This window comes from Erwinia sp. TECH1 (genome assembly GCF_054057575.1).
Window position 1 is genome coordinate 3,213,311 of the sequence record NZ_JBSRZK010000001.1, and the last position, 26,588, is coordinate 3,239,898.

22 protein-coding genes, 1 tRNA gene and 1 pseudogene are annotated in these 26,588 nt (G+C 56.3%); 13 read left to right on the plus strand and 11 right to left on the minus strand.

Annotated elements, in window-relative coordinates; translation table 11 throughout:
- Window positions 1-26 precede the first annotated feature (26 nt).
- From ACVWZ0_RS15145 to yejF, 4 genes are read left to right on the plus strand one after another with little or no spacing between them, the layout of a single operon-like run.
- Window positions 27-1,832 (plus strand): extracellular solute-binding protein, encoded by a 1,806-nt coding sequence (locus ACVWZ0_RS15145; RefSeq protein ID WP_253459896.1) that lies wholly within the window; start codon window positions 27-29, stop codon window positions 1,830-1,832.
- 10 nt (window positions 1,833-1,842) lie between these two features.
- The gene (locus ACVWZ0_RS15150; protein WP_253459893.1) at window positions 1,843-2,934 is read left to right on the plus strand and encodes a microcin C ABC transporter permease YejB; all 1,092 of its coding nucleotides are present in this window, start codon (window positions 1,843-1,845) and stop codon (window positions 2,932-2,934) included.
- Window positions 2,934-3,959 carry a microcin C ABC transporter permease gene (locus ACVWZ0_RS15155; protein ID WP_253459891.1) on the plus strand — a complete coding sequence of 342 codons (1,026 nt, stop codon included), beginning with the start codon at window positions 2,934-2,936 and terminating at the stop codon, window positions 3,957-3,959. The genes ACVWZ0_RS15150 and ACVWZ0_RS15155 overlap by 1 nt, the downstream gene beginning before the upstream one ends.
- Window positions 3,959-5,542, plus strand: coding sequence for a microcin C ABC transporter ATP-binding protein YejF (gene yejF, locus ACVWZ0_RS15160; RefSeq protein ID WP_253459889.1), 1,584 nt, complete (start codon window positions 3,959-3,961; stop codon window positions 5,540-5,542). Before ACVWZ0_RS15155 ends, yejF begins: the two co-directional genes overlap by 1 nt.
- A gap of 8 nt (window positions 5,543-5,550) precedes the next feature.
- On the opposite strand, the gene ACVWZ0_RS15165 is transcribed toward yejF, so the two are convergent.
- The 3 genes from ACVWZ0_RS15165 to rsuA form a co-directional block, all read right to left on the minus strand.
- The gene (locus ACVWZ0_RS15165; RefSeq protein ID WP_253459886.1) at window positions 5,551-5,883 is read right to left on the minus strand and encodes a YejG family protein; all 333 of its coding nucleotides are present in this window, start codon (window positions 5,881-5,883) and stop codon (window positions 5,551-5,553) included.
- Window positions 5,884-6,192: 309 nt separating this feature from the next.
- Window positions 6,193-7,401 (minus strand): Bcr/CflA family multidrug efflux MFS transporter, encoded by a 1,209-nt coding sequence (locus ACVWZ0_RS15170; protein ID WP_253459882.1) that lies wholly within the window; start codon window positions 7,399-7,401, stop codon window positions 6,193-6,195.
- A 10-nt stretch (window positions 7,402-7,411) separates the two neighbouring features.
- Entirely contained in the window at window positions 7,412-8,125 is a 714-nt protein-coding gene (gene rsuA, locus ACVWZ0_RS15175) for a 16S rRNA pseudouridine(516) synthase RsuA (RefSeq protein WP_253459880.1), read from the minus strand.
- A gap of 165 nt (window positions 8,126-8,290) precedes the next feature.
- Between rsuA and ACVWZ0_RS15180 the strand changes: the two genes are divergently transcribed.
- Both ACVWZ0_RS15180 and rplY read left to right on the plus strand, forming a co-directional pair.
- Complete coding sequence (locus ACVWZ0_RS15180) at window positions 8,291-10,045, plus strand: DEAD/DEAH box helicase (protein ID WP_253459878.1); 1,755 nt, start codon at window positions 8,291-8,293, stop codon at window positions 10,043-10,045.
- A gap of 141 nt (window positions 10,046-10,186) precedes the next feature.
- Window positions 10,187-10,471, plus strand: coding sequence for a 50S ribosomal protein L25 (gene rplY, locus ACVWZ0_RS15185; RefSeq protein ID WP_125288207.1), 285 nt, complete (start codon window positions 10,187-10,189; stop codon window positions 10,469-10,471).
- Between the two features lie 91 nt (window positions 10,472-10,562).
- On the opposite strand, the gene yejK is transcribed toward rplY, so the two are convergent.
- The gene (gene yejK, locus ACVWZ0_RS15190; RefSeq protein ID WP_253459876.1) at window positions 10,563-11,567 is read right to left on the minus strand and encodes a nucleoid-associated protein YejK; all 1,005 of its coding nucleotides are present in this window, start codon (window positions 11,565-11,567) and stop codon (window positions 10,563-10,565) included.
- A gap of 156 nt (window positions 11,568-11,723) precedes the next feature.
- On the opposite strand from yejK, the gene ACVWZ0_RS15195 reads away from it, so the two are divergent.
- The 3 genes from ACVWZ0_RS15195 (at window position 11,724) to ACVWZ0_RS15205 (ending at window position 13,922) form a co-directional block, all read left to right on the plus strand.
- Complete coding sequence (locus ACVWZ0_RS15195) at window positions 11,724-11,951, plus strand: YejL family protein (protein WP_125288209.1); 228 nt, start codon at window positions 11,724-11,726, stop codon at window positions 11,949-11,951.
- Window positions 11,952-11,963: 12 nt separating this feature from the next.
- Window positions 11,964-13,712 carry an LPS biosynthesis-modulating metalloenzyme YejM gene (gene yejM / locus ACVWZ0_RS15200; RefSeq protein WP_253459874.1) on the plus strand — a complete coding sequence of 583 codons (1,749 nt, stop codon included), beginning with the start codon at window positions 11,964-11,966 and terminating at the stop codon, window positions 13,710-13,712.
- Between the two features lie 133 nt (window positions 13,713-13,845).
- A tRNA-Pro gene (locus ACVWZ0_RS15205) sits at window positions 13,846-13,922 on the plus strand.
- Window positions 13,923-14,370: 448 nt separating this feature from the next.
- Here the strand turns inward: ACVWZ0_RS15205 and ACVWZ0_RS15210 are convergent.
- Window positions 14,371-14,673, minus strand: coding sequence for a hypothetical protein (locus ACVWZ0_RS15210; protein WP_369895600.1), 303 nt, complete (start codon window positions 14,671-14,673; stop codon window positions 14,371-14,373).
- 198 nt (window positions 14,674-14,871) lie between these two features.
- Window positions 14,872-15,026 (minus strand): annotated as a pseudogene (locus ACVWZ0_RS15215) (IS3 family transposase); the annotation flags it as partial.
- A gap of 188 nt (window positions 15,027-15,214) precedes the next feature.
- Between ACVWZ0_RS15215 and ACVWZ0_RS15220 the strand changes: the two are divergent.
- Window positions 15,215-16,405 carry a macrolide family glycosyltransferase gene (locus ACVWZ0_RS15220; protein WP_253459873.1) on the plus strand — a complete coding sequence of 397 codons (1,191 nt, stop codon included), beginning with the start codon at window positions 15,215-15,217 and terminating at the stop codon, window positions 16,403-16,405.
- 469 nt (window positions 16,406-16,874) lie between these two features.
- Window positions 16,875-18,086, plus strand: a complete 1,212-nt coding sequence (locus ACVWZ0_RS15225; RefSeq protein ID WP_253461269.1) for a sugar transporter — start codon at window positions 16,875-16,877, stop codon at window positions 18,084-18,086.
- 88 nt (window positions 18,087-18,174) lie between these two features.
- Here ACVWZ0_RS15225 and ACVWZ0_RS15230 read toward each other — a convergent pair whose 3' ends face one another.
- Complete coding sequence (locus ACVWZ0_RS15230; RefSeq protein ID WP_301251153.1) at window positions 18,175-19,248, minus strand: acyltransferase family protein; 1,074 nt, start codon at window positions 19,246-19,248, stop codon at window positions 18,175-18,177.
- An 878-nt stretch (window positions 19,249-20,126) separates the two neighbouring features.
- Between ACVWZ0_RS15230 and ACVWZ0_RS15235 the strand changes: the two genes are divergently transcribed.
- Window positions 20,127-20,333 (plus strand): hypothetical protein, encoded by a 207-nt coding sequence (locus ACVWZ0_RS15235; RefSeq protein WP_125288215.1) that lies wholly within the window; start codon window positions 20,127-20,129, stop codon window positions 20,331-20,333.
- Between the two features lie 69 nt (window positions 20,334-20,402).
- Window positions 20,403-21,200, plus strand: coding sequence for a 4'-phosphopantetheinyl transferase family protein (locus ACVWZ0_RS15240; protein ID WP_253459869.1), 798 nt, complete (start codon window positions 20,403-20,405; stop codon window positions 21,198-21,200).
- A 68-nt stretch (window positions 21,201-21,268) separates the two neighbouring features.
- Here ACVWZ0_RS15240 and ACVWZ0_RS15245 read toward each other — a convergent pair whose 3' ends face one another.
- The 4 genes from ACVWZ0_RS15245 to ompC form a co-directional block, all read right to left on the minus strand.
- Window positions 21,269-22,918, minus strand: a complete 1,650-nt coding sequence (locus ACVWZ0_RS15245) for a multidrug ABC transporter permease/ATP-binding protein (protein ID WP_253459866.1) — start codon at window positions 22,916-22,918, stop codon at window positions 21,269-21,271.
- A 71-nt stretch (window positions 22,919-22,989) separates the two neighbouring features.
- A complete protein-coding gene (gene alkB, locus ACVWZ0_RS15250; RefSeq protein ID WP_253459863.1) occupies window positions 22,990-23,634 on the minus strand; it encodes a DNA oxidative demethylase AlkB in 645 nt (214 codons plus the stop codon).
- A gap of 40 nt (window positions 23,635-23,674) precedes the next feature.
- On the minus strand, window positions 23,675-24,721 hold the full coding sequence (apbE, locus tag ACVWZ0_RS15255) for an FAD:protein FMN transferase ApbE (protein WP_253459859.1): 1,047 nt from the start codon (window positions 24,719-24,721) through the stop codon (window positions 23,675-23,677).
- Window positions 24,722-25,070: 349 nt separating this feature from the next.
- Window positions 25,071-26,183, minus strand: a complete 1,113-nt coding sequence (gene ompC, locus ACVWZ0_RS15260; protein ID WP_253459856.1) for a porin OmpC — start codon at window positions 26,181-26,183, stop codon at window positions 25,071-25,073.
- Between the last annotated feature and the right edge of the window lie 405 nt (window positions 26,184-26,588).

Sequence of the window (26,588 nt, forward strand, 5' to 3'; positions counted from 1 at the left end):
GTTTTTTATCAGGATCGGATAATAAGATGATTTTTCGCTGGTTAGCTTTGCTGCTGTTCTGCTGCGCCGCGACGACGGCTCGGGCTGAAGAAATTCATGAGAGCTACGCCTTTGCCCAGCTGGGCGAGCCTAAATATGCCGTGAACTTCACGCATTTTGACTACGCCAATCCGGCTGCGCCCAAGGGCGGTAGCGCGACGCTTGCCGCTATCGGCACTTACGATAACTTTAACCGTTTCGCCTCGCGCGGCAATCCGGCGCAGGGCACGGATACGCTTTACGATACGCTGTTCGTGAACTCAGAAGACGAAGTGGGCAGCTACTATCCGCTGATTGCCGAATTCGCTCGCTACCCGGATAGCTATCGCTGGGTGGAAGTCACGCTGAATCCCCAGGCGCGTTACCAGGACGGTTCATCCATCACCGCAGAAGATGTTGCTTTTACCTTTAATAAATTTATGCAGCAGGGCGTACCGCAGTTTCGGGTGTTCTACAAAGGCGTCACGGTCAAAGCCATTGCGCAGCTGACGGTGCGCTTTGAGCTGCCGGTCGGCAACAAAGATATGATGCTTTCGCTGCTTACGCTGCCCGTTTTCCCGCAGAGCTTCTGGAAAGATCATAATCTCAGCGAGCCGTTACCTGCACCGCCGCCCGGCAGCGGGCCGTATCGCGTGTCGGCCTATAAAGTTGGTCAGTCCGTGACCTGGTCACGGGTCAAAGATTATTGGGCCGCTAATTTGCCCGTCAATAAAGGCCGTTTTAATTTCGATACGCTGCGCTACGACTACTATCTGGATGACAATGTGGCTTTCGAGGCGTTTAAAGCGGGCGCGTTTGACTTTCGTGCCGAAGGCTCCGCCAAAAAGTGGGCCACCCAGTATCGCGGCCGGAATTTCGACAGCCATTACATCGTGAAAGACGCAAAGCCGAATACCGTGGCTACCTCCTCAAACTGGCTGGCGTTTAACGTACAGAAACCCCTGTTTGCCGATCGCCGCGTGCGCGAAGCAGTTTCGCTGGCGTTCGATTTTGAGTGGATGAATAAGGCGTTATTTTACGGCGCTTATAAGCGCACCCGCAGCTATTTTCAGAACACGGACTATGCCGCTACCGACTATCCCGACGCTAAAGAACTGGAAATTCTGGCGCCCTTTAAGGGCAAAATTCCTGATGAGGTTTTCTCGCAGATTTATCAGCCGCCTCACACCGACGGCAGCGGGTACGATCGCGCCAATCTGCTGAAGGCCACGGCGCTGCTGGAGCAGGCCGGCTGGACGTTGAAAAATCAGCGCCTGGTCAACGCCAGCGGCCAGCCTTTCACCTTTGAACTGCTGCTGCGCAGCGGCGGCAACGATCAGTGGGTGCTGCCTTTTCAGCACAATCTGGCGCGCCTGGGCATCAACCTGGTCATCCGGCAGGTAGACAGCTCGCAATATCTGGCCCGCATGCGCAAAAGCGACTTTGATATGCTGGTTTCGCCCTACCCGGCTATCCCCTACCCCGACAGCAACTTGCAAATTTACTGGTCAAGCGCCTATGTAAATTCCACCTACAACCGGCCGCATGTCGCCAGCCCGGTAATCGACCAGCTGATTGAAAAGATAAATCAGCATCAGAGCGATGAAGCCGCGCTGCTGCCGCTGGGTCGCGCGCTGGATCGGGTGCTGCTGTGGAACTATTACATGATACCGATGTGGTATGGTGCCAGCGATCGCTATGCCTGGTGGGATAAATTTTCGATGCCCGCCACGCGGCCGACTTATTCTTTAGGCTTCGACAGCTGGTGGTATGACGTTAATAAAGCCGCGCAGCTGCCGGCCCAGCGTCGTTAAGGAGAGCAGTTTGGGCGCCTATTTGCTACGCAGACTTCTATTAATCATTCCCACGCTGTGGGCGATTATTACGATTAACTTTTTTATCGTGCAGATTGCGCCGGGCGGCCCGGTCGATCAGGCGCTGGCCAATATCGAATTCGGCCAGACTACCGGAATGCCGGGCGCCGGCAATACGCCGCAGGCGCAGGGACGCAGCGCGCTGCATGCTCAGCCCGGTGACAGCCAATATCGCGGGTCGCGCGGGCTGGATCCGGAAGTGGTGGCGGAAATCACCAAACGTTACGGTTTCGACAAGCCGATGTATCAGCGCTACCTGGATATGCTGTGGAACTATGTGCGCTTCGATTTTGGCGACAGCCTGTTTCGCAGCAGCTCGGTTGTGCAGCTGATTAAAGAGAGCCTGCCGGTTTCCGTCTCGCTGGGGCTGTGGAGCACGCTGATTATCTACCTGGTCTCTATCCCGCTTGGCATCCGCAAAGCCGTGCATAACGGCAGCGCCTTCGATATCTGGAGCAGCTCGCTGATTATCATCGGCTACGCCATTCCCTCGTTCCTGTTCGCCACGCTGCTGATCGTGCTGTTTGCAGGCGGCAGCTATCTGGACTGGTTTCCGCTGCGCGGGCTGGTGTCGGCGCAGTTCGACTCGCTGCCCTGGTACGGCAAAATCACGGACTATCTCTGGCATATTACCCTGCCGGTGCTGGCGACGGTGATCGGCGGCTTCGCCACGCTGACTATGCTGACCAAAAACTCGTTTCTTGATGAAATCCGCAAGCAGTACGTGGTCACGGCGCGGGCCAAAGGGCTGGACGAGAGCAAAATTCTCTACCGTCACGTTTTCCGCAACGCCATGCTGCTGGTGATCGCCGGTTTCCCGGCCACCTTTATCAGCATGTTCTTTACCGGATCGCTGCTGATTGAGGTGATGTTCTCTCTGAACGGGCTGGGCCTGCTGGGCTACGACGCCACCATTCAGCGTGACTATCCGGTTATGTTCGGCACGCTTTACATTTTCACCCTGATCGGCCTGCTGCTGAATATCCTCAGCGATATCACCTATACGCTGGTCGATCCGCGCATTGATTTTGAAGGTCGCTGATGAGCCGATTAAGCCCCGTTAATCACGCGCGCTGGCAGCGTTTTCGACATAACCGTCGTGGCTACTGGTCGCTGTGGATTTTTGCCGTTCTGTTTGTGCTCTGCCTTGGCTCCGAGCTGCTGGCTAACGATAAGCCGCTGCTGGTGCGCTACGATCATCGCTTCTATTTTCCGCTGCTGGTGGACTACAGCGAAACCGATTTTGGCGGCCAGCTGGCGACCAAAGCCGACTATCAGGATCCGTGGCTGAAATCCCGCCTGGATAAGGAAGGCTGGGCCATCTGGGCGCCGATCAAATTTGGCGATGGCACCATCAATTTCGCCTCCAGCGTCCCCTTCCCTTCGCCACCCTCGCTGCAAAACTGGCTGGGCACCGATGCTAACGGCGGCGACGTGCTGGCAAGGATCCTCTACGGCACGCGTATTTCGCTGCTGTTTGGCCTGATGCTGACGCTGATGTCCAGCGTAGTCGGCATCATCGTCGGCGCCTGTCAGGGTTATTATGGCGGGCGGGTAGATTTGTGGGGCCAGCGCTTTATCGAAGTCTGGTCGGGGATGCCCACGCTGTTTCTGATTATTTTGTTGTCGAGCGTGGTGCAGCCCGGCTTCTGGTGGCTGCTGGCCATTAACGTGCTGTTTGGCTGGATGCAGCTGGTCGGCGTGGTGCGCGCTGAATTCTTACGCGCGCGCAACTTTGACTATATTCGCGCCGCGCAAGCGCTGGGCGTCGGCGACCGGACTATTATGCTGCGCCATATGCTGCCGAATGCGATGGTGGCGACGCTGACCTATTTGCCCTTTATTCTGTGCGGCTCTATTACCACGCTGACCTCGCTGGATTTCCTCGGCTTCGGGCTGCCGATGGGGTCGCCTTCGCTGGGCGAGCTGCTGCTACAGGGCAAAAATAACCTTCAGGCGCCCTGGCTCGGCATGGCGGCCTTTTTCTCGCTGGCGATCCTGCTGTCGCTGTTGATCTTTATCGGTGAGGCGGTTCGTGACGCCTTCGATCCCAGTAAGGTGCACTGATGTCGTTGCTGACCGTCAAAAACTTAAGCATTGCCTTTCGCCAGGCCGGCGTTGAGCGTCAGGTTGTCGATAATTTGTCGCTGAGCGTCGCAGCGGGCGAGACGCTGGCGCTGGTGGGCGAATCCGGCTCGGGCAAAAGCGTGACCGCCCTGTCGATGATGCGCCTGCTGCCCACGCCGCCGGTGGTCTATCCGCAGGGCGAAATCCTGTTCGCCGGTCAGGATGTACTGAAGGCCGATGAGCGCACGCTGCGCGGCCTGCGCGGCAACCGTATGGCGATGATTTTTCAGGAGCCGATGGTGTCGCTGAATCCGCTGCACAGCATTGAAAAACAGCTGTATGAGGTGTTATCGCTGCACCGTGGCATGCGCGCGGCGGCGGCGAAGGCCGAGATCCTTAGCTGTCTGGATCGCGTGGGCATTCGGCAGCCCGCCAAGCGAATGGGCGATTTTCCGCATCAGCTTTCCGGCGGCGAACGGCAGCGGGTAATGATTGCGATGGCGCTGCTGACGCGGCCTCAGCTGCTGATTGCCGATGAGCCGACCACCGCGCTGGACGTTACCGTGCAGGCGCAGATCCTGGTTCTGCTGAAGGAGCTGAAGCAGGAGATGAATATGGGCCTGCTGTTTATCACCCACAACCTGAATATTGTGCGGCAGCTGGCCGACAACGTGCTGGTGATGCGTAACGGCCAGGGCGTGGAGCGCAATACCAGTCGCCAGCTGTTCAGCGCGCCCGAACATCCCTATACCCGCACGCTGCTGGATGCGGAGCCGGAAGGCAGCCCCGATCCTGTTGACAGCGCGGCGCCACCGCTGCTGAAGGTCAGCAACCTCAGCGTCGCTTTTTCCCTGAAAAAGGGTCTGATGCGCCGCGTAGTGGGTGCGCATCAGGCGCTGAAGTCGCTGAGTTTTGAGCTACGTCCGGGCGAAAGCCTGGGACTGGTCGGGGAATCCGGCTCGGGCAAAAGCACCACCGGCCTGGCGCTGCTGCGGCTAATCGAGGCCAAAGGCGAAATCTGGCTGGGCGACAGACCGCTGCACCAGTGGGATCGCAGGCAAATGCTGCCGGTACGTCGGGAAATGCAGGTGGTTTTTCAGGATCCGAATTCTGCGCTCAATCCCCGGCTGAACGTGCAGCAGATCATTGCGGAAGGCTTGCAGGTGCACCAGCCTGAACTGAGCGCGGAACAGCGCGAGGCGCTGGTGATCCAGGCAATGCAGGAAGTGGGACTGGATGCGGAAACCCGTCATCGTTACCCATCGGAGTTTTCCGGCGGACAGCGGCAGCGCATCGCCATCGCGCGCGCGCTGATCCTTCAGCCGCAGCTGATCGTGCTGGATGAACCAACCTCTTCACTGGATCGTTCCGTACAAAAACAGATCCTGGCGCTGCTGAAAAAGCTCCAACGGGATCGTCAGCTGGCCTATATTTTTATCAGCCACGATCTGCGCGTAGTCAGATCGCTGTGCCACCAGGTGGTGGTGCTGCGCCAGGGAGAAGTCGTGGAGCAAGGCGATTGCGAAACTATTTTTACCGCGCCGAAAGCGCGCTATACGCAGGAGCTAATTGCGCTTGCCTGAGGCCTGGCTCAGGCAGGTATATTTTTAAAGGCTTCAGCAATGCCGACGCCAAAGTTTTTCAGGCGGCAGGTAGTGGCGCATTCATCATTACGCGCCACGAACAGGCACGGCTCGCCTTCCCACTCGACCACGGCGCAGTCGAGCTGAATTTCCGCCAGCGCCTCTTTCAGCATCTGCATGATATCCCAGGCCTGTACGCCCTGATGACTGAGCAGGCTCAGGCCTACCAGGTCATCCTCCGCCTCTGTACCACTGAGCGCACGCGGCTCCAGCCGCTTTCCGGCTCCCCAGCGATAGCTTTGCGGCAGGCGATGCACCACCGAATGTTGTAATCTGTTCACCCCTACTCCCCAGCCCGTAGCCATCATCATTTCTGCCTGTTTCTGGTCGTGGACATACCCCATCTGCGAGGGCTTAGTACCGCCAGTTCGTGATTTTGTTCTCATTTTTACCGCGTCGGCGCCGTAATAACAATCAATTTTGTTGCACAAAAGTAATTTAAGCTTAGTTATTTTTACAATAAGGCAACATTATAGCGTGTATCAGCAGAAAAGCCGGGAAGCAAAGCTTCAGAAAAGCCGGGAAGCAAGGCTTCCCGTTTTGGCGAGGATTAAGCGGGTCAGGCTGTTACGCGGATGCGGGCGTCAATGTTATGGCAAGCTGCGCTGACGGCTTTTACGCGGGCGCGTGGCGTAGATAAACAGCAGCACGGAAAACGCGGCGCAGATAAAAATGGAGCCAACCATCGGCCAGGCGCTGGTAAAGGTCATTGTGGAGAGCAGCGCGCCGACCAGCGCGCCCACGCCAAAGCGCAGCGTGCCCGCCAGCGAGGAAGCGGTGCCCGCCATATGCGGAAACTCTTCCAGGATCACCGCCATGGCGTTAGAAGAAACCATCGCCACGCAGCCGATAAACATTGCCACGCCAAACACCAGCGGCAGGAAACCGAGGTTCAGTGCGCTGACCACCACCAGCCAGATGCCCATCGTAAACTGGATCAGCAGCCCCAGACGGAACATCGCCAGCGGGCCGAAGCGGCGCACGCAGCGGCTGTTCAGCAGCGTCATCAGGAACAGGAAAACCACGTTCAGCGCAAAGTAGTAACCAAAATCCTGCGGCGAAATATGGTTCAGCTCGATATAGACAAAGGGGCCGGCGTTAAGGAAAGAGAACATCCCGGCAAAGGAAAAGCCGCTGGCCATCATATAGCTGAACACGCGCTTGTGGCGAAACAGCGACAGAAAGTTGCGCAGCGTGGTGCGCATATTGAATTTTTGCCGCTTATCGTGCGGCAGCGTCTCTTTGATCTGCGTGACCACCAGCAGCGTGGTGACCACGGCGGCCAGCGAGATAGCCCAGAAGATGGCGTGCCAGTTCCACAGCAGCAGCATCCAACCGCCCAGGATAGGCGCCAGCAGCGGCGCGATGGTGGTGACCAGCATGACAAAGGACATCATGCGCGAGAACTCCTCTTTCGAGTAGCTGTCGCGCATCAGGGCGCTGATCACCACGCTGCCCGCCGCCGCCGACAGGCCGTGCAGCAAACGCATAAAGATCAGCTGATCGATGGTTTGCGCCAGCGCGCAGGCCGCCGCCGCGACGGCGAAAATCAGCGTGCCCACGGCTATCACCGGCTTGCGGCCAAAGCTGTCGGCCAGCGGGCCGTAGATTAACTGCCCCAGCGCAAAGCCCAGGATATAGAGGTTCAGCGTCATCTGCACGCTGCCGGCCGACACGCCAAATTCGCGGGCGATTTGCGGAAGCGCAGGCAAATACATGTCGATCGACAACGGCATTAGCATAGCCAGCAGGCCAAGAATAACGACCAGTCCCGCCGACGAGTTCTTTTCCTTACGCATCCCTGTTTCCTTATTTTAATTCTGCGGGCAGTCTCACGCTGGCGATCTCTTCCGCCGTCAGGGCGCGATACTCGCCCGGCTCCAGTTCCTCATCGAGCACGATATCGCCAATACGCTCGCGATGCAGCGCCACCACGTGGTTACCCACCGCAGCGAACATCCGTTTTACCTGGTGATAGCGCCCTTCGCTGATGGTCAGCCGCACCTGATTTTCACTGATGACTTCCAGGCTGGCTGGCTTAGTGAGGTCTTTTTCGTTATGCAGCTGCACGCCTGCGGCGAACTGCTCCGCCGTATCCTCGGCCAGCGCGTTTTCCAGCGTCACCAGGTAGGTTTTTTCACAGTGATGGCGCGGCGAGGTGATGCGGTGCGACCACTGGCCATCATCGGTCATCAGCACCAGGCCGGTGGTGTCGATATCAAGCCGCCCTGCCGCGTGCAGTTTATACGCGGTGGGCTCTTCCAGAAAATAGAGCACCGTTGGGTGATCCGGATCGTCGGTGGAGCAGACGTAGCCCTGCGGCTTGTTCAGCATAAAATAGCGCGGGCCGATCTGCAGCCGTAACGGATTGCCGTCATATTCCACTTCGCTTTCCGGGCTGAGCTTAAAAGACCCTTCGCGCACCACTTCCCCATCAACCGTCACCTTACGCGCGCGCAGCTCGCGAGCGGCAATCGCCCGGCTGACTTCCAGTTGCTGAGATAAAAATTTATCAAGTCGCATTAAATCTGCACTGCCTGTTTCAATGAATGAATTCACCGTTCCTGTAGGGAACGTCAGAAGAGAGTAACAGCAGAAGTATATCGGGAGTTGCGGCTCAGGCACAGAGGCGCGCGCGCACGGAGCGGACTTTCGTGGCATAATGCGGCTTTGCTCGCGGATTTAATCATGTCCTTTACCCTGCGCCCCTACCAACAGGAAGCCGTTGACGCCACGCTCAGCTACTTCCGTCGCTCTCACCAGCCCGCCGTGATTGTCCTGCCGACCGGCGCGGGCAAAAGCCTGGTGATCGCCGAACTGGCGCGGCTGGCGCGCGGACGCGTGCTGGTGCTGGCGCACGTCAAAGAGCTGGTGGCGCAGAACCACAGCAAATATCAGGCTTACGGCCTGCAGGCCGATATCTTTGCCGCCGGTCTGCAAAAGAAAGAGAGCCGCAGCAAGGTGGTGTTCGGCAGCGTACAGTCGGTGGCCCGCAATCTGGCGCAGTTCGACAGCGAGTTTTCGCTGCTGATTGTGGATGAGTGTCACCGCATTGGCGACGCCGAAGACAGCCAGTACCAGCAGATCCTCAACCATCTGCGCCAGCGCAATCCGCAGCTGCGCCTGCTGGGCCTGACCGCCACGCCCTATCGCCTGGGCAAGGGCTGGATCTATCAGTTCCACTATCACGGCATGGTGCGCGGCGACGAGCGGGCGCTGTTTCGCGACTGCATCTACGAGCTGCCGCTGCGCTATATGATCAAACACGGCTTTCTGGTGCCGCCGGAAAGGCTGGATATGCCGGTGGTGCAGTACGATTTCAGCCGCCTGACCGCCAGGGAAAACGGCCTGTTCAGCGAGGCGGATCTCAACCTGGAGCTGAAGCAGCAGCAGCGCATTACGCCGCATATTATTCAGCAGATCGTTGAGTTTGCGCAGGATCGCCAGGGCGTGATGATTTTTGCCGCCACGGTCGAGCATGCCAAAGAGGTGCTGGGCCTGCTGCCCGACAGCAAGGCGCTGATCAGCGCCACCACGCCCGCCGCCGAGCGCGATGCCCTTATTACCGCCTTTAAAGCGCGCGAGCTGCGCTACATGGTTAACGTGGCGGTCTTGACTACCGGCTTTGACGCGCCGCACGTCGATCTTATCGCCATCCTTCGCCCTACGGAATCGGTCAGCCTGTATCAGCAGATTGTCGGACGCGGGCTGCGGCTGTGCCCTGGCAAAACCGACTGCCTGATCCTGGACTACGCGGGTAATCCGCACGATATCTTTACGCCGGAAGTGGGCGCGCCCAAGGGCAAAAGCGACAATAAACCGGTGCAGGTTTTCTGCCCGGCCTGCGGCTTTGCCAATACGTTCTGGGGCAAAACCACCGCCGACGGCACCATCATTGAGCACTTTGGCCGCCGTTGTCAGGGCGTGATGGAAGACGACGAAGGCGAGCGCGAGCAGTGCGACTTCCGCTTCCGCTTTAAAAGCTGCCCGCACTGCAACGCCGAGAACGATATCGCCGCCCGCCGCTGCCATCAGTGCGACGCGGTGCTGGTCGATCCCGACGATATGCTGAAAGCGGCGCTAAAGCTGAAGGATGCGCTGGTGCTGCGCTGCGCCGCGATGGTGCTGGAAAACGGTCGCGATGAGAAAGGCGAGTGGCTGAAGGCGCGCTATTTCGATGAGGAAGCAACCGAAGTGAGCGAGCGCTTCCGCCTGAGCACGCCCGCGCAGCGCAAAGCCTTCGAGCAGCTGTTTATGCGGCCGCATCAGCGAGCGCCCGGCGTGCCGCTCGGCTGGGAAAACGCGGCGGATATCGTAGCGATGCAGCCGCTGCTACGCCACCCCGATTTTGTGGTGGCCCGCAAACAGCGCAATTTCTGGCAGATCCGTGAAAAAGTGTTCGATTATCAGGGCCGTTTTCGACGCGCTAATGAGATCCGTTAGGGCACACGGTGTTTAATGCGTTGCCCGCACCGGCCTTGCCTGCTACAATGCGCCCCGCTTTTGCCGCTGGCGAAAGCTGAACAATCCAACCTGTTGCTGGGTCGCCTGTAGCAGGATAATTACTTAGAAAGAGACTGAACAATGTTCACTATCAATGCAGAAGAACGTAAAGAGCAGGGTAAGGGTGCGAGCCGCCGCCTGCGTACAGCTAACAAATTCCCGGCCATCATCTATGGCGGTAACGAAGCAGCTGTAGCTATCGAACTGGATCACGACTACGTGATGAACATGCAGGTTAAGCCTGAGTTCTACACCGACGTGCTGACTCTGGTTGTTGACGGTAAAGAAACTAAAGTAAAAGTGCAGGCTGTACAGCGTCACCCGTTCAAGCCAAAACTGCACCACATCGACTTCGTTCGCGCTTAATCGCCGACCGATCTCTGTGTGAAGAAAACGCCGCTTAATGCGGCGTTTTTTTATGGGCGTTTGTCAGCAGCGGGCATCCCTGCCGCTGCGCTTATTTGCCGCCGCTGCGACGCTGTAGCTGGTCGCGCAGATTAGGCGGCGTGCCTTTGATGGTCAGCGTATCGGTAGCCGGATCCCAGAAAATGCGCTCGCCCAGCAGCATGGCGTCAAAGTTAATGGTCAGCCCGCCGCCGCTGCCGGCGAACTTCGTCAGCTGGCGCAGCGTGCTGCGATCCGCCGGGAAGCTCTCTTCCAGCTCGTAGCCCTGCTCCTGGGTGAAATCCTGAAAGGTTTTTTCGCCCAGCGGCGCCAGCTCTTTCGACAGGCCTTCCAGCTCAATCTCTTCGCCCGACTGCAGTTGTTCGTTACAGTAGCTGTAAACCTGCTGGCGATAGTTCTGACGCTCGTTTTTATCCAGCGCCGCCTCGGCACAGTAGTCGTCCACCGCCTGGAGCAGACCACGGTTTTGCGCTTTGGTATCCAGGCCCACGCTGGCACCAAGGAAATCCATAAAGAAGTCGGCGACCTTGCGCCCTACTCTGCCACGCAGGAAGGTCAGGTAGCGAGTTGATTCCGGATTGGTTTCCCATTCGGTCAGATCGATACGCGCCACGATATCCGCATGGTTGATATCCAGATAGTGCGTGGTGCTGATATCCAGCTCTTCGTTAACGCGCATGCTGTTCTGGCTGTTCAGCACCGCAACCAGCAAATACTCCACCGCCAGATAGCGATAGTGTGCAAACAGCACGACGCCGCCGTCCGCAAAGGGATACTTAGCGAGTTCGTCGCGTAAACGTCCGGTCGCCGCGCGGCTGAAGGCCAGAAAATCATCCTGGCCCTTCCGGCAGTTGCGCAGCGCGTCGGCCAGCTCGCTCTCTTCATTAAACAGGCCGTAAGCCTTGCTTTTGGCGCTGTAGACGCGATGCAGCTCCTCCATCATCGCCGTAACCGGGCCAGTGGCCGGCAGCAGCGACTCCCGCAGCACCAGCTCCAGCGTCTGCTCGTCACGCTTAATCATCTGATGAAGGGCAATCTGCTCGATATCCAGACTCATGTAAACTCTCCTTTAAACTTAAGCGCGTATTCAATCACCGAGCGTGGTCGGGATCAACAGGCAACAACATTAACCTTTTCCACATGATAAAATTGCAGAAAGAATCGCGCTTTTACGGTAAGATGCCGCCTTTTAATACTCGATAAATTTGACGCTATGCCACAATCATCCCGTTACAGCGACGACCGCGTGGAAAAACTCCTCGCCGAAATGGTCAACGTGCTTGAAAAAGACAAGGCGCCCACCGATCTCTCTTTGATGGTGCTGGGCAATATGGTGACTAACCTGCTGAACACCAGCGTTGCTCCGGAGCAACGCCGCGCGCTTGCGCGTTCATTTGCCGAGGCGCTTCAGGCTTCGGTACGTGAAGATAAAGCACACTGATGTGATCCCGCTATGGTAACAAGTCAGCCGCGCTACCGTGATAAAGTCTCCCAGATGATTGGCTGGGGGCACTGGTTCGCCCTGTTTAACATTATCTTTGCCCTTATCCTGGGTAGTCGCTATCTGATTGTTGCCGACTGGCCTGCCTCGCTGGTCGGGCGTATCTATGCGTTTACCAGCTGGACAGGCCATTTTAGCTTTATTGTTTTCGCCGCCTATCTGCTGATTGTTTTTCCCCTGACGTTTGTGGTGATGTCGCAAAGACTGCTGCGCTTTCTTTCCGCCATCATCGCTACCACCGGGCTGACGCTGCTGCTTATTGACAGCGCGGTGTTCGCCCGCTTCCACCTGCACCTCAACCCGGTCGTCTGGGAGCTGGTGGTCAATCCCGATCAAAGCGAAATGGCGCGTGACTGGCAGCTGATGTTTATCAGCGTACCGGCTATTTTCCTGGTCGAGATGCTGTTCGCTACCTGGAGCTGGCAAAAGCTGCGCAGCCTGAATCGCCGCAGCTTTGGCAAGCCGCTGGCCGTGCTGTTTATCGTCACGTTCTTTGCCAGCCATTTGATGTATATCTGGGCCGATGCGAATTTCTATCGGCCTGTCACCATGCAGCGTTCCAACCTGCCGCTCTCTTATCCGATGACGGCCCGCCGCTTTCTGGAACGCCATGGCCTGCTGGATGCGCAGGAGTATCAGCGCAGGCTGGTGCAGCAGGGTAATCCGGAGGCGCTTTCGGTCGCCTATCCGCTGAACGATATTACTTTCCGCGATGGCGGCACCCGCAGCAATCTGCTGATCGTCACCGTGGATGGCCTGAACGAGGCCACGATGCCGAAACAGCTGCCGCATCTGGCCCGGTTCGCTCAGGACAACGTGCGTTTTACGCAGCATTTCAGCGCGGGCAGCCAGGCCGACAGCGGTCTGTTCGGCCTCTTTTACGGTATTTCGGCAGGCTATATGGACGGCGTGCTCTCTTCGCGCGTGCCTTCGGCGCTGACGGAGGCGCTGGCGAAACAGGGTTACCAGTTTGGCCTGTTTGCCAGCGACGGCTTTGCCTCGCCGCTCTATCGTCAGGCGCTGCTGGCGGACTATTCGCTGCCCACTTCAGAAAGCCAGTCCGATGCACAAACCGTTGCGCAGTGGCAACGCTGGCTGGAGACGCAGAAAGCGAAAAGCGCCCCCTGGTTCTCCTATCTTTCTTTGTCCGGCGGCAAAAACGCTGGCGTGGCGAAAGAAGCGGCACGGCGCTACGCGCGCAGTGCGGCAGAGGTGGATGGGCAAATCCAGAACGTGCTCGCCACGTTACAGGAGAAAGGCCTGCTGGATAATACGGTGGTGGTGATCACGGCGCAGCACGGCGTGGCGTTGAACGACGATGACGATATGGGCAACCGTGCAAACCTACAGGTGCCGCTGGTGATCCACTGGCCGAATACGCCATCGCAGCAGATTGATAAGCTGACCAGCCATCAGGATATTATGACTACGCTGATGCAGCGGCTGCTGCACGTGCGTACGCCAGCTTCTGATTATTCGCAGGGCGAAGATCTGTTTGCCGTGCGCCGCAGCCATAACTGGATAACCAGTATGCATGACGGCCAGCTGGTGGTGACTACGCCGAACCTGACGCTGGAGCTGAACAGCAACGGCAGCTATACCGCCTGGGATGCTCAGGGCCAGCGGTTGAAAGATCACAAGCCGCAGCTGACGCTGCTGTTGCAGGTGCTGACGGAAGAGAAACGCTTTATCGCTAACTGAGGCGTGGGTTTTAAAGATTATTTCCCGCGCCCTGCTCTGCGTAAACCAGACGGCAACGTTGGCTATTTTCATAGCAGTCAACGTGTTAGCCGCTTGCAATCGTAGCGAATTTGCGTACTATTAGCTCACGCGTCGGCACGTAGCGCAGCCTGGTAGCGCACCGTCATGGGGTGTCGGGGGTCGGAGGTTCAAATCCTCTCGTGCCGACCAAATACATATTCTGTCAGTACCGGTTACTGATGGAAACCCCGCAAGAACCCGCATTCTCTTTGAGTTTGCGGGTTTTTTGTTGCCTGTAGGTAGCGGGATTTAACGTATACAAATGGATTTTTTAAGATTGGTCTGGAGAGGCTCACAACTCTGTCCGACCGGGCAACGAACTGTTCCTGACAGGTGTAAGTCGCTTCGTTAATAGTCACTATATGTACACTCATCGCCACGCTGTAAGGATTTATTTGCATCGTGATGCACAAAAAGTAAGCCTTATTTGCGGTCAATCCACAGTAGTTATGGCCTGGCAAAGGCATCACTACTGAGTCTGTCAGTCAGGGACTCATTTTGGGATCAGGATAGTACAGAGCGCTTGATAAGCCTATCCTCGTATGATGTACATTTCCCCAAATGCCCCATAAAAAAGAGACTCATCAGCCCTTCCTGGTCAGCTTTTCTTCAAATAGCCTACAAACTGCCCTTGCTTCATCAAAGCGACTTTACCGCTCTTATAGATGATCACACTAAACAGCCCTTGCTGATAGGCTGTAGCCTTCTCTGTGATTTCATCTACAGCCGCTGGTTTTCCGTCAACAGTGACAATCCCTAAGCTGTCCCTCTTAACAATGACATCATATCCTTTCCACTGCGCAACCTTACCAGCAGGAACGGTGTGATTGGGTGTAGGAGACGCACAGGCAAAGTTAACTATATTCATGGAAATAGCGACTATAAGTAAAAGTTTCTTCATTTTTTATCCATCCACTCTCTGACAAGATGAGAAGCAGCAAAGCCAGCAATACCACATACGGCAAAAGCTATCCAACAGAAGCTAAGATCCGCGCTGCCCTCTCAACAATAGACAGATCCTGTCCTCACGCTGAAACCTGTCCGCAGGCCTACGGACTGATGCCCCGGGCTGGCTATGATACCGGGCCTGATTTCAGAGCACTTCAATGTAATCGAAGATATCGGCGCGGGCCAGATCGCGAGTTTTGTAGATCCTTTTCTTATACGCTCTTTTTTCAGTAAATCGAAGAACGACTCGGCCACCACATTATCCCAAATATTGTCATGCCGGCTCATACCCGGTGCAAGGCTGTTAGCCCGGCGGCGCTCTTTGTTATGAGAAAATCCTGACATATTAATTTCATTAACTGAATGATATCTTTGAGAATCCCTGAGCCAACGTGACTGATAGCAATGGCCAGCTATACGGGCGGTTACAACAGTGGCCGGGCACAGGGAAAACTAAAGCGGTTTTAACTCTCATTCTTTCAGGAAAACTGACTATGACGGTGAATATAAGCGGCAAGAATACCCAACGGCACGTGGCCATTTTTAACTGCGCTGAACAAGGACACGTCAACCCGACCCTGGGGCTGGTCAAGGCACTGGTCGCGCGGGGCTACAGGGTCAGCTATACCACCTCGCCAGAGTTTTCCTCTCTTGTCGCTTCCTGCGGCGCCACGCCGGTTCTGTTTGAACCCACTTTTACTAAAGAGCAGCCACGACCAGAGGAGATGGGCTACGTTGTCCGCGAGCTGGCACGGGAAGCACAGGCGACCTGTCGCCCTTTGCTGGCGGCCTTTGAGAACGACCGGCCCGACATTATCGCCTACGGCCCGCTTAGCTGGCTGGGCAAGATATTCGCCCATCTTTGGCAAGTTCCGGCCATCAGCCTTAATCCTACCCACGTCAGCTATCAGGGGCAGTCCGAGGAGTGGCTGGGCCTGTCGGGCGAAGAGTGGCCCTGCATACCGATTCTGGAAAAAATGCTGCACGACAATAATTTGAACGTGGATCTTCGTGCCATCCTGGCTGCCCGCGATACTGCCATTGCCTTTATTCCGCGCTCTTTTCAGGAAAAACCAGACACTATTCCCCCTGGCGTAACCTTTGTCGGGCCCGAAATCAGGCCACTGGCCGCGCAGCCTGGCTGGCGACTAAAAACAGCAGGACGGCCGGTTGTCGTCATCTCGCTGGGTTCGGTTTATACGCATCAGACCGCCTTTTTCCGCACCTGCATTCAGGCTTTCACCAATAGCGAGTGGCATGTCGTAATGGCTATTGGCCGCTATGTCGATTCTGCCCAGCTGGGAGAGCTGCCCGCCAATATTGAAATTCACCGTCAGATACCCCAGCTTGATGTGCTACAGGCGGCAAGCCTGTTTATCACCCATGCCGGAATGAACAGCCTGATGGAGGCCGTTTATTTCGGGGTGCCGATGATAGCCGTACCGCAGCAGGCCGAACAACGCCTCAATGCCCGGCGGATTCAGGCGCTGGGCATAGGAAAATATTTGCCTCGGGAAACCCTTTCTGCAGCCAGTCTGCTTATGGCATCGCAGGAGATAAGCGCCGATCCGGCCTGTCAGAGAAACCTGGCCGTCTTACAGCAAGAAATCTCTCAGGCAGGCGGTGCCAGCGCTGCCGTAGACGTATTCGATCGGATCATGGCAGCGGGTCAACACGCCGCCTGACTGGCTTTTAAACCGCTGGTGATGGCCCGCAACGGTCTGACGGCCTGAACTGATGGGCAGACGTCAGGCTTTTATAGATAGATCAAAGCCCCTCACAGGGCTGTTTTATCGCAAATGCATTCAGGGGCTGAAAATGACCAGAAGGGAAAAGCCAAAAGCGTGCGGCTGATATCAACGAGGTGGTAAACGCAGCGTAACCAAGACTGTCCTCGGCCCCCCCGTTAGCGCCTCTCTTTATGCTTATCTGTTTCCTCCTTTGCTGAACATCTACGCCTGACCGCATGCTGCTGCCTGCCCGCAAATAACTCCCCAGGTCTGTTGGCCAGCGACGTCGTAGCAGGATATAGCCTTTTCTAAACCTTCAAACTATGTAAAAAGTGTGATGACGATCACTTTCGGATTGAATTTTATGCGGCCGGCTTTAGAATGACGCGTTTTGAGTTTTGCGGAGCAGAAGCCTATGACTGATATGAACACCGTTACCGTTTCACGCAAAGTTGCCTGGTCACGCGTTCTGGCTTTGGCTGTTGCTGCGTTTATCTTTAATACCACGGAATATATGCCTGTCGGCCTGCTGTCCGATATCGGCCATAGCTTCGGCATGGAATCGGCGCAGGCGGGCATTATGCTGACCATCTATGCGTGGATTGTGGCGCTAATGTCGCTGCCACTGATGCTGATGACCAGCAATACCGATCGGCGCGTGCTGCTGATTGCGATCTTTGGCCTGTTTACCTTTAGCCATGTGCTGGCCTTTTTCGCCTGGAGCTTCGACGTGCTGCTGCTGAGCCGCGCGGGCGTAGCGCTGGCCCATGCGCTGTTCTGGTCTATTACCGCATCGCTGGCGGTCAGGCTGGCCCCGCCGGGTAAAAGAGCGCAGGCGCTGAGCCTGATTGCGACCGCTACCGCGCTGGCTTCCGTGCTGGGCCTGCCGTTGGGCAGAATTATCGGTCAGGCATTCGGCTGGCGCAGCACCTTCCTGGCCATTGGCGTCGGAGCTTTAGTGCTGCTGGGTCTGATTTTAAAAATTATGCCGCGCGTGCCGTCGGAGCATACCGGCTCGCTGAAAAGCCTGCCGGATCTGCTGCGCCGCCCTGCGCTGGTAGGCCTTTACGTGCTGGCCGTCGCCGTGGTGACCGCGCACTTTACCGCGTTTACCTACATTGAACCTTTTGTCGAGAAAGTAGCCGGATTTGACCAAAGCTTCGCCACGCTTCTGCTGCTGATTTTCGGCATTGCGGGCATTACCGGCAGCATTATTTTTGGCAAGAGCGGCGAAAAACGCCTGTCGCCGCTGCTGACCGGCTCTATCGCACTGCTGTCGATCTGCCTGCTGCTGCTGGCGTCGGTAGCGGCCAGCAAGGCCGGTCTGATTGTGCTGGGGCTGTTCTGGGGCATGGCCTTTATGATGATCGGCATGGGGATGCAGATGAAAGTGCTGACGCTGGCACCGGACGCCACCGATGTTGCTATGGCGATGTTCTCCGGTATTTTCAATATTGGCATCGGCGCGGGCGCGCTGCTGGGCAATAAGGTTAGCCTGGATCTTTCCATGTCCTCGGTGGGCTATATCGGCGCTATACCTGCCGTCGCGGCGCTGGTGCTGGCGGTGGCGATCTTCCGCAAGACAAAAGAGCAGCCGTCCACCCATGAAGGCAGCGTGATTACCGAAGTGAAATAAACTCAGGGCGCAGTCATCTGCGCCCTTTTTTTTACGGCTTTACGGCCGCTGTGCCCTCTCTGCCAGCAACCGCCCTGCCCGTTCGCGCTTAGCCGTTGGGCAGTGCCTTCTTTTTCCCTCGGAACAGAATAAGGTTCCTCAGCGTATCTCTGACGGCCGGTTCAATGTATTTAGTGATCAGCCAGGCAACCAGGTAAAGCGCGGCGACTACCGCTATCGGCATAAAGACCATCACGTAATCGCTGCTGATATGGCGCTCCAGCTTCCTTAACGTAGCGATCAGCATGTTTTCATGCAGCAGATAGATGGTGTAGCTGATAAAGCCGGTGAGCGTCAGAAACTTTCCTGACAGCAGTCGTTCCACGAGCCGGCTGTAAAAGCTGACGATAAACAGCGCCAGCATCAGCAGCAGCGGTAAAATAACGATATAGCCATTGTTTTTGATGTAATAACTGAAGTTAATCAACACCGCCACCAGCACCAGTGCGTAATGGAATTTGGCGTCGCGCTGATGCAGCCGCTCATACACCAGGCAACCGATCATAAACCATGAGTAGTGGATAAAGCCGAACTTGGAGATAAAATCCGCAATGGCCGGATGACCAATCATTTTGAAGGCGGAGGCGCCCGCCACCAGAAACATCGGCACCAGCAGCGAAGGCAGGCAGTATTTTCTGCCCAGCGTAAAGTAGACGGCACCGATAAAGATATAAAACGCGGCTTCAACGTAAAGCGACCAGAACGATCCTTCCAGCGGTTTAAAGGTCACACCGGTCAAATACTGGAGTATCTCTGGACTGATAAAAGTCAGGCCCGGAATGGCATTGGCCGGATGCGGGACGCCGAGCGGTCTTTCGCTAAATAAGCTGGCCGTAGCGAAGATCAGCAGCGTTACTATCAGCATGGCCGGGAAGAGCCGCAGCCAGCGCTTAAACATAAAGTTTATAAAGCTTTTTGATTTATCCAGGGTCATAAAAATAACGAACCCGGAAATCATAAAGAACAGCGGCACGCCCAGATAGCCCCAGGCGAATAAAGGAAAATCCTTAGTAAACGAAACGTACCCCAGGTATTCAGGCCATCTGGCCCAGGCATGAAAGCCGATCACCAGCAGTATTGCTAGTCCCCGCATTCCATCCAGGTGTTTTATTCGCGTTTCCATGGTGACCTCTGATAGCCTAAAACAACAAAAGCGGCAACATAGCACTCATAAACAACACTTCACACATGGGAGGAATCTTAGAAAAGGATGCGGCATAAAAGCTGGCCGCCAGAGAAGCAGGGTTGTAAAAAAATCACCTTAATTTTAAATAACTTACAAAGTATAACGAAAACGAGCATAAGGTGACGTCTCTTACCGGAAAGTTCTGAAAAAGCTTTGCCTGTCTGTAAACGTTTACAATTCAGCCTTTTTGCCCACCGCCCAGCTTATTCAGATAGTGAAAGTAACCATTTTCCACACTTGAATATCGCGCTAATTAATTATTATCAGAAAGTACCAGCCAATGCTTACTGAGATATCAGCCAGATCAAGGCGGTATGGTGGTTCAGCGCTGACTGGCCAACAGCCTGATACAGCCGCGTATAATTACTTACAGCCTTCGGGGCTCAGGCTCAGGCTCAGGCTCAGGCTCAGGCTCAGGCTCAGGCTCAGGCTCAGGCTCAGGCTCAGGCTCAGGCTCAGGAGTCAGGTGTCAGGTGTCAGGTGTCAGGTGTCAGGTGTCAGGTGTCAGGGTTCAGGCGTCAGGCGTCAGGCGTCAGGCGTCAGGCGTCAGGCGTCAGGCGTCAGGTGTCAGGTGTCAGGCCAGCATTTTCAGCGCCCTGTGATCCTGAGACCAATTATAAGTCATTAAAAAGTCGCCAATTTAGCTTCAATACGTTGACCAGAAAGCCTCTACGAAAGTGCTTCCGTCATAAAGCACACTTCTTGCCGGCCCGGTTGGCATTAGCCTTAATCTTAAAGCCAGACGCTGCAACAAAACTGTCATCTTCTTGACATAGGCTGACCCTACACTTTTTGAGGCAGTAACAGGTAACCCAATGGCAATCATTAAGGCAAGAAATTACAGGGACGCTGAAGAGATGCTGCAGTCCGGTATCAGCAAGGTTGAACTGGCCTATGACATTGACAGCGATGATTTTTTTCGATTCGCCAGCCACTGGTGCGATCGCGGCGCGAAGATTTCCCGCGGCAATAAGCACTTTGTCGTTTCACTGAAAGGGCTGCACATTCCTCCCAACAAGTAACCTGCGCCGTGCTTTACTCTCGGTACGCTAACCTGCTTAAATCCTCTTTTTGATTAACAGGCAGAAGAAATGCGTTCTGATTGGCTCAACAGACCGGCACAGAGCGAACCGGCGATTTTGTCGGGCGCCACCTTACCCAAAGATCGGTTTTTAGCCGCGCCCGTCAGTTCCCGACTGGCAGAACATCCTGATGTTCTGCTGGTACAGGCCCGCTACGATCTGGCTTATTACAGCGACCAACTGTTCACCGACTATCGCCTGCCCTTCCCTGCTCACCTGAATAAAGCCGTGGCGAAACGCCGGGCGGAATACCTTGCCAGCCGCTTGTGCGTGCGTGCAGCGCTGCGTCAGTTTGGCTTTGACGACTTCCTGTTGACTAACGATGCCGACCGCGCGCCGGTCTGGCCAGAAGGAATAGCGGGTTCCCTTTCGCATACCCGCGCCTGCATCAGCCTCCTGCTGGCCGATAAGGTGACGGGAAAGCAGCCCGGCGTGGATTGCGAAGAGATTATGCGGCCCGAAGCGGCGGAAGAGATGCGTGAGATGATTATTAACGAGCGCGAACACGGCATTTTACAGAGCAGCGGCGTGCCGTTCGCGACCGCGCTCACCGCCGCTTTTTCCCTCAAGGAGAGTCTGTATAAGGCGCTGTTCCCGCTTTTCCGCCAGTTTATGCATTTCAACGAGGCGGAAATCATCGCTTGCCGGGCCGGCCTGACCAACGTCACGCTGCGGTTGAACCGGGCCTTATCGCCAGGCTTTCCCGTCGGCACGCTGTTTACCGGCCGCGTGGCGCTGGCTGAAGGGCAGCTGACCAGCTGGGTCATCGTCACGCAGGCGGCCGATACGCCCACTGGCCCTTATTAAGCCATAGCCTCAGGCTGGCTTATCCATTTTTTAGCCAGCCTGAGTGACGGCAAGCCGGCGTCGGCAGGCTAGTCGGTGCCGGTGCGTTTTACCGCATCCAGCGTAGCCTGATCGCGCGCTTCGCCGATCAGCTCGCTTAGTTTGCCTTCACGCATTTCCAGCAGCCTGTCGGCGTGCAGAAAATAGTGGTCGTCATGGCTGATGGCAACAACGGTTTTGCCCATCTCTTTCAGCCACGGCAGCAGCTCGCGGTAGAAGATGCGGCGGAAATGCGGATCCTGATCGGCGGCCCATTCGTCCAGCAGCAGAATGTCGCGCTGCTCCGCCGTAGCAAGCAGCATCGCCAGACGCTTGCTCTGCCCTTTCGACAGTTTAAGGTTCAGCACCCGGTTGCCTTCCAGCTTGAGTTTATCCTGCATATGCAGGCGCTCCAGCCACAGCTGTACCTGAGCCGGATCGGCCGGCTCGCCGCTGGCGTCGATCAGGCGGTCAAACAGGTGAACATCGGTAAAGACGGCGGAGAAAAGGCGTCGATAGTCCGCCATCTCCGTTGCCGCCACCGGCACGCCGTCCAGCAGGATCTGCCCGGATACCGGCTGATAAAGGCCGGTCAGCAGCATCGCCAGCGTGGATTTACCGCTGCCGTTGCCGCCGATCAGAAAGACCAGCTCGCCGCGTTTCAGCGTCATGTCGATCGGGCCGACGGCAAAGCCGCCGTCGCCATAATGAAACACCACGTCACGCAGCTCCAGCGTTTGCCACGCACGCGCGGCGGCGGGCTGCGCAAAGCTTTCCTGGTAAGCCGCCAGCCTGAAGGTGTGGAGCTTGTTAAAGGCAACCTGGGCGCTCAGCAGCGTAGGCAGCGCGCCGACGGCGGAAAGCAGCGGCGTGCGCAGGAACAGCAGCGTCAGCGAATAGGTCGCCGCTACCGCCGTATTCGCCCAGCCCAGACCGTTAGCCATAAAGAAGACCAGCCCGATGGCGCCCAGCATCATGATATTCGACCAGTTCACCGCGCTGAGATGGAAAGTATCGGCGCGCACAATATGGTGACGATATGCTCGAGCGTCTTCCTGATAAACCGTCTCGTAAATTTGCTGCGCGCGCTGGCGGTTAAGCGCCAACTCTTTGCGCCCTTCGATAATGGTTTGATAGTCGGCGTAAAGCGCGTCTTCAAGCTCGCGCAGCTTCGCCAGATGGCGATAGACTCTGGAGACCAGCAGCCAGCCGCCGACGATGGTGATGGTCAGCCAGAGAGTGGTGATCAGCAGCATTTTCGGCGACAGCCACGCCAGGTAAGCGGCCGAACCTAAAGTCAGGATCACGCCCTGGATCAGCTCGGGCAGGCGCACAAAGGCAAGGGTAATGCTGCGGACGTCGCTGGTCAGCGCGGCCAGCAGCTGGGCGCTGCCGATCTGTTCGATACGTTCGATCTGCGTATCCAGAATGCGTCGAATAAACTCACCGCGCAGCCGATAAACAAAATGGTGGCCAAGCAGCGTCAGCGCCAGCTGCGAGGCCAGGGTCACCGCCATCAGCAGCAGCAGCAGCCCAAGGAAAGACGGCAGCAGCCAGGTACCGGCGTTCAGCGAAACAATCAGCTCGCGGTTGATAAAAGCGATCAGCCCGATACCGAGCGCGGCGCTCAGCAAACTGAGGCCAATAACCAGCACAAAAGGCCAGCGATACTGGCGGTAAACGACGCGAAGCAACTCCATGACACTATCCCATTATTCTGAGCAGCCTGCAGTTTAATGAGAAGCGGGACGATAGCAATAATAATTCTCGTTTACCGAAAAGCGCGCCGGAAGGTCAGATTATAGCGAAATGCGCCGGTGGCCGGATGGCTGCCCGCTTTTAACGGCAGGATGCCGTGATAGCGCAGGCGCGACGGCCCGCCCCATACCACCACGTCGCCATGCTCCAGCAGCACGCGCTGCACCGCGTCGCCTCGCTCGAAGCCGCCAAACTGAAACACGGCGGGCAGGCCCAGCGAAACAGAGACGATAGGCTGGCGCATATCCTGTTCGTCCTTGTCCTGATGCAGGCTGAGCTTCGCCTCCGGCGCATAGCGGTTAATCAGGCAGGCATCGGGCTGAAAATGGGGAAAACCGGCCTCTTCCGCGCAGGCCACCGCCAGCTGATGGAAGCGATCCGGCATCGCCGGCCAGCGCTGGCCGCTAACGCTGTCGTATTCGCTGTACTGATAGCCGCGCGCGTCCGTCGACCAGCCGAAATCGCCGCAGTTGGTCATCGCCACCGACATGCGGTGTCCGCCCGGCGTAATGCGGTGATGAAAAGGATTCTGCGCGGCGATATCGTCAACCAGCGCCAGCAGCGCTGCCGCCTCGTCCCGCGCGCGTCGACGCAGGATAGCCGCGCCTTCCGCCAGCGGCTCCAGCCAGGGCGCTTCTTCACTAAATAAGTCCAGCATAATGGCTCCTTAGCGGGCCGTTGCCCGTGAGTAAATGCCGCTATTGCGCTTCCGGCAGCAGGAAGGCGCTGAACTGCGGCGACATCCAGCTGCTAAAGCCGTTGCCCTGCTTCACGATCAGATAAACCGCCAGCTGTTCGCGCAGCGCCAGCGCCTTCGCCTGCTCTTCGCCAAGCACCATCAGGCCGGTATCCCAACCGTCTGCTTCCAGCGCGGTGGTCGCGATCACCGTTGCGGAAACCAGCTTGTGCTGGATCGGCTCGCCGGTGGTCGGATCGATCACATGCGAAATGCGTTTGCCGTTCAGCTCATAATAGTTGCGATAGCTGCCGGAGGTACTGATACCGTGCCCCTGCAGATCCACTACCGCCTGCACCGCGTTTTCTTTATCGGTAGGCTTCTGGATCGCTACTTTCCACGCCTTGCCTTCGGCGTTTTGGCCGCGCGTCAGCACCGCGCCGCCAACGGAAACCAGGTAATTATTGATCCCTTCTTTTTCCAGCAGGCGCGCCAGATGATCGGTGGCGAACCCTTCTCCCATGGTGGACAGATCGACATAAAGATTCGGCAGATCCTTTTGCAGATAAGCCCCTTCGCTGCGCTGGATAACGCGCAGATGTTGCAGGCCGGTCAGCGCGCGCGCCGCCGCAATCTGCGCCTGCGTCGGCACGGTGGCAGGCTGCTTAACCGGCCCAAATCCCCACAAATTGACCAGCGGCCCGACGGTGATGTCCATTTTGCCGTGCGTTTTCTGGCCGATGCGCAGCGCCAGAGTGACGATGTCCGCCATGTTGTCGCTGACCGGCTGCGGGTCGCTGCCGCGATACTGATTAAAGCGCGAAAGCACCGAATCGGCTTTCCAGGTCGACAGCTCCCGATCGTCATTATCCAGCTGCTGCTGTACCGCTTTTTGCAGATTTTCTTTCAGGCCGGGGTCAACGTTGGCGAGGCTAACCCTCCAGAATGTTCCCATAGTGCGTCCTTCCAGCACCATGGCTGACGCACCAACGGTTTCACGATGACGGTCACAGCCGGAAAGCAGGATAAATGCTGCCATAACAGGATAGTACAGCCATTTCTTCTTCATATTACGCAAATTTCCCTGCAATAGTTTTGGTCCTGAAAGCGTGAAAATGCAGCATGGCGCCGGACCAGGCGGGGTTGATCTTCTGACGGATGCTACTCAGTATACCCATTGAACCCACTTTACCGCGGCGCTTTGCCGCAATAATGGAGGTCTTTATGATCTACTTTCTGCTGCCTTTCGTCTGTCTCGCGCTGATTATCTTTTCAGGCTACAAGCATTACAAGCAGACGCATACCAGACAGCTCAATCGTCCACGTTTTCGCTGAGAAAGTGGTCAGGGAGGTACGCTAAGCGCAGGGAAACGGCGAAGAGTTAAGAAGCGGGAGCGCATGGCGCGCTCCCGCGTAAATCAGAACTGGTATACTAAGCCCAGCGCTACTACGTCATCGGTGTTGATGCCGGCAGCGTCGGTAAAGTTGTTGTCATCAAGCAGGTTGATCTGGTAGTCAACGTAGGTAGACATGTTTTTGTTAAAGTAGTAAGTCGCGCCTACATCCACATATTTTTTCAGGTTCTGCGTGCCGTATCCTTCGATATCGGAGCCGCGAGAGCTGACGAACGCCAGAGACGGACGCAGGCCGAAGTCAAACTGATACTGCGCCACCACTTCCCAGTTATCCGCCGTGTTGGCGTAACCGTAGATGCTGTCGTCGCTTCTGCTGTCGCCAAAGCGGGTTGCGTTGTAAGAACGGGTATACATCGCCGCCAGGTAGATGTTGTTAGCATCATATTTCAGACCGCCGGTATAGGCTGTTGCCTTGTCGCCGTTACCCAGAATGCCGTTGGTGTTATTGTTCTGTTCGTTGGTGCGGTCAGAGCTGAACATCGCCGCGCCGATACCGAAGCCGGAACCCAGATCGTAAGTGGTGGACAAACCCCAGCCGTCGCCGTTGCGCGCCAGCACGTCACGTCCGTCCAGCTCGGTGCCGCTGTTGTTTTTGCCCTGATACTGGATAGCGAAGTTCAGGCCTTCAACCGCACCGAAGAAATTGTTGTTGCGGTAGGTCGCCAGGCCGCTGGAGCGCTGGAACATAAAGTTGTCCGCGCCGTAGGTGTCGCCGCCGAACTCCGGCAGCACGTCGGTCCATGCGCCGATATCGTAAGCCACGCCGTAATTACGACCATAGTCCAGAGAGCCCGCATCGCCGAATTTCAGACCGGCAAAGCCAACACGCGTGTAGCTGTCTGCGGTGCCTTCATTTTCCGTGGTGTTCAGCGCCGCCTGGTATTCCCACTGGCCGTAACCGGTCAGCTCGTTGCTGATTTGGGTTTCGCCCTTGAAGCCGAAGCGCAGATAAGACTGGTCGCCATCGGAGCCATCGTTATCAGAGAAATAGTGCAGGCCGTCTACTTTGCCAAACAGGTCGAGCTTGTTCCCGTCTTTATTGTAGATTTCTGCCGCGCCGGCAGAACCTGCGATCAGCATGGCCGGAACGGCCAGGGAGAGAACGCGAAGTTTCATTTTGTATTACCCTCTTGTTATATGCCTTATTTACCACTGCGTGCTGAACGTCGAAAATTCAGTCGGCACCCTCATGGTAGAGCGCGGACAGTAATAATCTATAAAGAAAATGCTACTAAATTTCCGAATGTGTTTCATTTTGTAATTCAAATATTACAAAATGATAATAACCGGGAACTTTATGGCCGCACGCAGTGATAAAAAATAACGCACGTAATGTCAAGTAATAGCTAATCTTTGAAGATTCATATGGTTATGTAATGTTACTTGTGTGAGCACTGAATGATAAAAAGGCGTAGCATTTTGGTTTATAATAACCGGGCTATCATCATTTTATTTCATTATTACCTTCATTCACCCCGAATGTTTTGTTTTACCCTATTTTTCGGCCGAACCTTGTGTTCG

Bases quoted from the DNA above. Each gene is read 5' to 3' on its own strand.
- ompC (WP_253459856.1), bottom strand. From the start codon at position 26,183: ATGAAACTTCGCGTTCTCTCCCTGGCCGTTCCGGCCATGCTGATCGCA.
- ACVWZ0_RS15225 (WP_253461269.1), top strand. From the start codon at position 16,875: ATGAACACCGTTACCGTTTCACGCAAAGTTGCCTGGTCACGCGTTCTG.
- apbE (WP_253459859.1), bottom strand. From the start codon at position 24,721: ATGAAGAAGAAATGGCTGTACTATCCTGTTATGGCAGCATTTATCCTG.
- ACVWZ0_RS15210 (WP_369895600.1), bottom strand. From the start codon at position 14,673: ATGAAGAAACTTTTACTTATAGTCGCTATTTCCATGAATATAGTTAAC.
- yejM (WP_253459874.1), top strand. From the start codon at position 11,964: ATGGTAACAAGTCAGCCGCGCTACCGTGATAAAGTCTCCCAGATGATT.
- ACVWZ0_RS15230 (WP_301251153.1), bottom strand. From the start codon at position 19,248: ATGGAAACGCGAATAAAACACCTGGATGGAATGCGGGGACTAGCAATA.
- ACVWZ0_RS15245 (WP_253459866.1), bottom strand. From the start codon at position 22,918: ATGGAGTTGCTTCGCGTCGTTTACCGCCAGTATCGCTGGCCTTTTGTG.
- ACVWZ0_RS15240 (WP_253459869.1), top strand. From the start codon at position 20,403: ATGCGTTCTGATTGGCTCAACAGACCGGCACAGAGCGAACCGGCGATT.
- alkB (WP_253459863.1), bottom strand. From the start codon at position 23,634: ATGCTGGACTTATTTAGTGAAGAAGCGCCCTGGCTGGAGCCGCTGGCG.
- ACVWZ0_RS15235 (WP_125288215.1), top strand. From the start codon at position 20,127: ATGGCAATCATTAAGGCAAGAAATTACAGGGACGCTGAAGAGATGCTG.
- ACVWZ0_RS15195 (WP_125288209.1), top strand. From the start codon at position 11,724: ATGCCACAATCATCCCGTTACAGCGACGACCGCGTGGAAAAACTCCTC.
- ACVWZ0_RS15155 (WP_253459891.1), top strand. From the start codon at position 2,934: ATGAGCCGATTAAGCCCCGTTAATCACGCGCGCTGGCAGCGTTTTCGA.
- yejF (WP_253459889.1), top strand. From the start codon at position 3,959: ATGTCGTTGCTGACCGTCAAAAACTTAAGCATTGCCTTTCGCCAGGCC.
- rsuA (WP_253459880.1), bottom strand. From the start codon at position 8,125: ATGCGACTTGATAAATTTTTATCTCAGCAACTGGAAGTCAGCCGGGCG.
- ACVWZ0_RS15220 (WP_253459873.1), top strand. From the start codon at position 15,215: ATGACGGTGAATATAAGCGGCAAGAATACCCAACGGCACGTGGCCATT.
- ACVWZ0_RS15180 (WP_253459878.1), top strand. From the start codon at position 8,291: ATGTCCTTTACCCTGCGCCCCTACCAACAGGAAGCCGTTGACGCCACG.
- ACVWZ0_RS15145 (WP_253459896.1), top strand. From the start codon at position 27: ATGATTTTTCGCTGGTTAGCTTTGCTGCTGTTCTGCTGCGCCGCGACG.
- ACVWZ0_RS15170 (WP_253459882.1), bottom strand. From the start codon at position 7,401: ATGCGTAAGGAAAAGAACTCGTCGGCGGGACTGGTCGTTATTCTTGGC.
- rplY (WP_125288207.1), top strand. From the start codon at position 10,187: ATGTTCACTATCAATGCAGAAGAACGTAAAGAGCAGGGTAAGGGTGCG.
- yejK (WP_253459876.1), bottom strand. From the start codon at position 11,567: ATGAGTCTGGATATCGAGCAGATTGCCCTTCATCAGATGATTAAGCGT.